Origin of the sequence: Clostridium lacusfryxellense, assembly GCF_018861735.1 — a bacterium.
GTDB classification, from domain to species: domain Bacteria; phylum Bacillota; class Clostridia; order Clostridiales; family Clostridiaceae; genus Clostridium_AD; species Clostridium_AD lacusfryxellense.
The window spans coordinates 1-5,804 of record NZ_JAHLEB010000101.1 but is presented as its reverse complement, the minus strand read 5'-3'; the positions used below and the strand labels follow the sequence as shown (position 1 = coordinate 5,804).

Below are 5,804 nucleotides of genomic sequence, written 5' to 3'. Positions count from 1 at the left end.
GCGATATATCTAAAAGAATTTCATCGAGAAGCTAATGAAAATCCATTATTATATAGTTCGTTAGACGGTAAACCTCACAGCCTTTCAACAGACAGCATCAGCTTAGTGCTTAAAACTGCCGCAAATAATGCAAGAAAAACTTGCAGTGATGTACCAGGAAATGTTCATTGTCATCTCATCAGAAAAACGAAAGCAATGGATTTATATAAAAACGGAGTTCCACTTCCGTTCATTATGCAATTGCTTGGTCATGAGAGTATGTCAACAACATCTGGCTTCTATGCCTTTGCAACACTTGAAATGATGAGCGATGCAATGAAAAAAGCAACACCAAGTCTTAAAAACGAAGATAAACTGTGGAAAAAAGATGAAATCAAGAAAGCACTCTTCTCAATTGATTAATCCAAAAAACTATGCCGAAGAATAAGCACTTAGTATTATAAATACATGATATTCAATAAATCTTGGGCATAGTTTTTTCTTCGGTATAGTCTGAGTTATACCGAATTCAGTATAACTCAGATCAAGGTAGTCATTATACAAGTCCAATATTTCAAAAGTTATTAAAAAAATATAAATTATCACAATCAATGTCACGTAGAGGTAATTGTTGGGACAATGCTCCGCAGGAATCATTCTTTGGACATATGAAAGATGAGATAGATTTGAAGTCTTGTACTACTCTTGAGAATGTTAAGAAAATGATAGATAAGTATATTACATATTATAATAATTATAGATACCAGTGGAACCTGAAAAAGATGACTCCTGTGCAATACAGAAATCACCTTTTAGCATCTTAGTACTCTTTTTTATATTGTCCTTGACATAGGTACCAGTTTAAATAATCCATACTTTTTTATTATATAAATAGGTTTACATTTGAATCTTCAGTTTGACCTAGGTAATAACCAACTCCGCCAATTTTCGCTCCGTCAATAAGCTCTTCCTGTGTAATTCCCATAACATCCATTGACATTGAGCAAGCAACTACCTCTACCCCACTATCAATTGCTGATTTTATTAAGTCTTCAAGAGAATCTATATTCTTATTTTTCATTACGGATCTAATCATTTTAGCTCCAATCCCCATCATATTCATTTGGGAAAGTTTAAGCTTTTTGCTTCCTCTTGGCATCATAAACCCAAACATTGAATCTATTAACCCTTTTTTAACAGATACTTTTTCTGCTTTTCGTATGATATTAAGACCCCAGAATGTAAATAATATGGTGACTTTACTTCCCATTGCAACTGCTCCATTTGCAATAATAAAGGCTGCAATGGCTTTATCCAAATCACCGCTAAAAACTACCATGGTTTTATTATTTTTTTCACTTATATCTGATGGAAAAGATCTATTTACATGAGTTGTTTTGTTATCTTTTTTTTTTATAAAGGCATATACCATGCCTTTCTCTTTTCTTAAATCCATTAGTTCATTATTTGTTTTAGTACACCAAGCTCTAATATCCTCATAAAATCCAGGATCACTTGCAGTTACTTTTAATATTTGGCCGTCATTTAATTCATCAATACTTGCTTTAACTTGAATCAATGGTCCTGGGCAACATAATCCACAAGCATCGAGAAGTTTATCATAATTATCATTGCCATTCGTTATTGTTTCTTTTATAACTTGAGTGTCAGGATCTAAACTTTGCTTTTTTGTTTTATTTTCATCTTCTTTATTTGGCTTGAAATTCGAAATTAAAACTGATTTATATCCTCCAGTTAAGTTTTTAACCTTAAATTCCTTTTGAGTTAAAATTCTTGAGGCCACGTATCCTCGAAGTCCAACCTGACAATATTCAATAATTTCTTTATTTTTGTCAAGTTCACCTATTCTTTGTCTTAAACTATCTACTGGTATATTTATAGCACCCTCAATATGACCATTGTCAAATTCTATTTCTGTACGAACATCTAATATCGTTGTGTTTTCTCTATCATATGCCATAAACTCATCAGTGGTTAATACATCCATTCTTCCAGCTAACACATTTTGAGCAACAAATCCTGCCATATTTACAGGATCCTTAGCTGATGAGAAAGGTGGCGCATAAGAAAGTTCTAATTCTGTTAAATCATCAACTGTTCCACCGAGTCTAATAACTGTAGCAAGTACATCTATTCTCTTGTCAACTCCATCATACCCCACACCTTGAGCTCCAAGAATTTTGCCTTCATCATTAAAAATAAGTTTTAACGTCATTGGAAGAGCTGCAGGGTAATAAGAAGCATGAGATACTGGATGAACAAATATAACTTTATAAGGTATATTAAGCCTTGTTAGAGTTCTCTCATTATTTCCAGTACTCGCTGCTGTAAGTCCAAAAACCTTTAAGATTGCAGTACCCAGTGTTCCTTTATAGGTAGTATTTAACCCAGCTATATTATCAGCCGCAATTCTTCCTTGCTTATTTGCAGGTCCAGCGAGTGGTATTGCGGTATTGCTTTTGTTTATAAAATCTATAACCTCTATAGCATCACCTACTGCAAATACTCCCTCTGCGCTAGTTTCCATTTTATCATTTACTAAGATATGACCTTTTGGGCCTACTTTAATGCCAGCATCTTTTGCAAATTTAGTATCAGGGAATACTCCTATTGCAAGTATTATTATATCAGTGCCTAATTTTGCACCACTATTTAAAGTCATTTCAATACCATTTTCAGTTTCTCTAAATGATTTAACTCCATCATTTAATATTATTTCAACACCATTATCTGAGATTTCTTTTTCAACATTTAGAACAATATCCGTATCAAAAGGAGCCAATATATGTGGTGCAGCTTCTACCAATTTAACATCAAGGCCTCTTTCTTTTAGGTTTTCAGCCATTTCCACGCCAACGTACCCTCCACCAATAACTACAGCACTAGTAATCTTCTTTTTATCCACATATGCTTTTATATTATCAGTGTCTGGTATATTTCTTAATGTAAATATTCTCTCACTGTTTATACCTTCTATATTAGGTTTAATTGCTTTTGCTCCTGGTGATAACACTAAATAATCATAGCTTTCCTCGTAAGTGCCACGCACCTTACTGTTAACTGTCACGACTTTTTTATTAATATCAATTGCTACTACTTCACTATTATTTCTTACATCTATATCAAATCTAGCATTCATACTCTCAGGCGTTTGTACTAAAAGCTTATCTCTATCTTTTATTACCTCTCCTATATAATAAGGCAGTCCGCAATTTGCAAAGGAAATATATTCATCTCTTTCAAACATAATTATTTCTGCATTTTCATCAAGCCGTCTAAGCCTTGCAGCTGTTGAAGCTCCGCCAGCTACGCCACCTACTATTAATGTTTTTTTTGTCATAATTATTCCTCCTTATATTTTGTATCATTTTAATCTATTAATTAACTTAACTTAATATTAGAATCGAATTTATTAACTTCATTATTCTTTCATCTCTAATTTTGTAGTTAACTTCAAGTCCATGTCTTGTTCCCTCTATTACACCAGCATATCTTAACTTCTGTAGATGTTGTGATACTGTGGATTGGGGAATCTTTAGACAAGTCTGCATATGGCCAACATTACTCTCCCCTTGATCTAGTAGGTTTTTTACTATACATAACCTAATAGGATGTGCCAATACTTTTAGAATCTCCGTAATTTCACTGTATTTCATATAATTCATATCCATAGATTTTCCTCTTTCCTAAATTTCAATCTGGATATTATCTAGATAAACTATATCTCCAAGAACCTATTCCACGACTTAAGTGGTAAATATTTTTAAAATCATTATTTGCCAGAGTTTCGACTGCCCTTGGGCTTCTTCCACCAGATGCACAATAAACTAGTACAGGTTTATCCTTATATTTATCAAGTTCATCAAGTTTCATAGAAAGAATCTGAACCGGAACTAGTTTTGCTCCTGGAATGTGACCATCTTCATATTCCTCTTTAGTTCTTACATCTATTATAATAAATTCTTTATCACCATTTATAAGCTTATATGCCTCTTCTGCACTTACATTTTTAATTTTTGAATTAGAATTAAACATAATTTATACCCCTCTTAAAATTAATTTTTATTTATATTATTTACATCACTTACATTTGTATATCTTAATATTACGATATAATAACATAATAACACATATAAAATAAAAAGCAATACAAATTTCAAATTATTTTAACTTTTCTTTAGCAACTTCTACTTCAAAATCTTCTACAAAGTTACTTACATCCTTTAATTTAGTGTCTTGTGGGACCGTCTCCGGAATCCCTAATCTCTTGTATACTTCTTTTAATTCAATTTTAATTCCAATGGAAACGTCTTTTATAGTCATATACCCTTTAATATCATCCACATTTATTTGTGAATCCTGCGTTATTTGCTCTGGGATCACTTCAAATACTCCCACTGTTTTACTTACAATTACTCCTGCTACGAACAATCCCACTACAAGTATAATTACAGTTAAAGTTTTCAGGGTCTTCTTTCCCGTTTTGTATGCTAGAGCACCTGACTTAGGACAAGAAAGCGTGCAAACTTGGCAGCTAATACATTCTGTGGATGTTACCTCGATAGCTTTTGCTACATGAATATTCATTGAACAACTTTCACTACATAAATTACAATTAATGCATGTATCTTTGTCTCTAACAATCCTACTTGGACTAATTCTTGAAACAATACCGTATACTGCCCCCATAGGGCAAAGGTATTTACAAAAGAATCTATCAAAGAGCATAGAACCTATCAAAATAATAACTAATGTTATTGTCCCAATTAAATATTCGGTAGTTAAGCTTGCGTGCCCTGCTGACATATGTCCATAAGCTGCCCATGGATCATATGGATCCATCCAAAGTCCTGCTGTTTTCCATGCAAAATATATAGTAACTACTAAAACAATATACTTTAAATATCTTAAAGGCTTGTCTATTGCTATCGGCATAATAAATCTCTTATGAAATATCTTTTTCCCTATTATTCCAAAGATTTCTTGTAGTGCTCCAAAGGGACATATTAAGCCACAAAAACCTCTTCTAAATATTACTGCTAGTACTAAAGTAATCCCCAAAAGTATCATGGTACCTGAAAATATTTTTTTCAGGAAAGTTCCTCCAAATACCAAACTATAAAAAGTTTCCAGTGCTCCATATGGGCATAATGCGTGTACTGAAGGCGTTACCCCTCCACCTTGAACCTGATGCAGATAAGCTTCTCTTGTAACCATAATAAGAAAAAACGCCAATAATAACCATCTTAAATACTTTACATATTTATTGTTTTTCATAATACTCCCCCACCATCGTATTTATTATCTCTTTATTTCTTCTAACATTATAAAAAACTCATTTGTGTTAATTTCACTTTTTACATATCTGTCTACAAGTGTTATTACTACTGGTCCCTTTACATCTAATCCTTCAATTGTGAGTATTTTTTCTCTAAACTCATCTACACTTATCTCTTCCCTAACATATCTCTCCTTTAATATTTCCATACTTTTTTCAAAAGAGTAACTTTTACGCCTTTTGTATAAAAGAAAGACTACTAACGAAATTACTATAAGTATAACTAAAATAGATAATATATAAGAACCGTAAAAACCATATCCCATGTAACGCCCATGCCTCATATAATCATTCCTTTCTTCCACTTTCCATAATAATATCATTTAGAAAAGATTAAAATGTGGACTAATTGTGACAAAATCGAGTAGGAGCTAAATAATTAATTTATTTAGCGACCTCTCACACCACCGTGCGTACCGTTCGGTACACGGCGGTTCAATAAGAATTACCTAATCATAAATTTTTC

6 protein-coding genes and 1 pseudogene are annotated in these 5,804 nt (G+C 32.6%); 2 read left to right on the top strand and 5 right to left on the bottom strand.

Features of this window, described 5'->3' with window-relative positions; genetic code table 11:
* A partial coding sequence (locus KPL55_RS25045) for a tyrosine-type recombinase/integrase (protein ID WP_216309480.1) occupies positions 1-402 on the top strand: 402 nt, incomplete at its 5' end.
* Positions 403-515: 113 nt separating this feature from the next.
* Positions 516-803, top strand: a pseudogene (locus KPL55_RS25040) (IS3 family transposase); the annotation flags it as partial.
* Between the two features lie 59 nt (positions 804-862).
* On the opposite strand, the gene KPL55_RS25035 reads toward KPL55_RS25040, so the two are convergent.
* The 5 genes from KPL55_RS25035 to KPL55_RS25015 all read right to left on the bottom strand — a co-directional run bounded on the left by KPL55_RS25035 (position 863) and on the right by KPL55_RS25015 (position 5,661).
* The gene (locus tag KPL55_RS25035; protein WP_216309479.1) at positions 863-3,340 is read right to left on the bottom strand and encodes a CoA-disulfide reductase; all 2,478 of its coding nucleotides are present in this window, start codon (positions 3,338-3,340) and stop codon (positions 863-865) included.
* Between the two features lie 46 nt (positions 3,341-3,386).
* Positions 3,387-3,671 (bottom strand): ArsR/SmtB family transcription factor, encoded by a 285-nt coding sequence (locus KPL55_RS25030; RefSeq protein ID WP_216309478.1) that lies wholly within the window; start codon positions 3,669-3,671, stop codon positions 3,387-3,389.
* A gap of 34 nt (positions 3,672-3,705) precedes the next feature.
* Positions 3,706-4,035 (bottom strand): rhodanese-like domain-containing protein, encoded by a 330-nt coding sequence (locus tag KPL55_RS25025; RefSeq protein WP_216309477.1) that lies wholly within the window; start codon positions 4,033-4,035, stop codon positions 3,706-3,708.
* Positions 4,036-4,161: 126 nt separating this feature from the next.
* The gene (locus KPL55_RS25020) at positions 4,162-5,277 is read right to left on the bottom strand and encodes a 4Fe-4S binding protein (protein ID WP_216309476.1); all 1,116 of its coding nucleotides are present in this window, start codon (positions 5,275-5,277) and stop codon (positions 4,162-4,164) included.
* A gap of 24 nt (positions 5,278-5,301) precedes the next feature.
* Positions 5,302-5,661, bottom strand: a complete 360-nt coding sequence (locus KPL55_RS25015) for an SHOCT domain-containing protein (RefSeq protein WP_216309475.1) — start codon at positions 5,659-5,661, stop codon at positions 5,302-5,304.
* Between the last annotated feature and the right edge of the window lie 143 nt (positions 5,662-5,804).

Coding starts and splice junctions, on each gene's coding strand:
- KPL55_RS25030 (WP_216309478.1), bottom strand. CDS start 3,671: ATGGATATGAATTATATGAAATACAGTGAAATTACGGAGATTCTAAAA.
- KPL55_RS25020 (WP_216309476.1), bottom strand. CDS start 5,277: ATGAAAAACAATAAATATGTAAAGTATTTAAGATGGTTATTATTGGCG.
- KPL55_RS25015 (WP_216309475.1), bottom strand. CDS start 5,661: ATGATATTATTATGGAAAGTGGAAGAAAGGAATGATTATATGAGGCAT.
- KPL55_RS25035 (WP_216309479.1), bottom strand. CDS start 3,340: ATGACAAAAAAAACATTAATAGTAGGTGGCGTAGCTGGCGGAGCTTCA.
- KPL55_RS25025 (WP_216309477.1), bottom strand. CDS start 4,035: ATGTTTAATTCTAATTCAAAAATTAAAAATGTAAGTGCAGAAGAGGCA.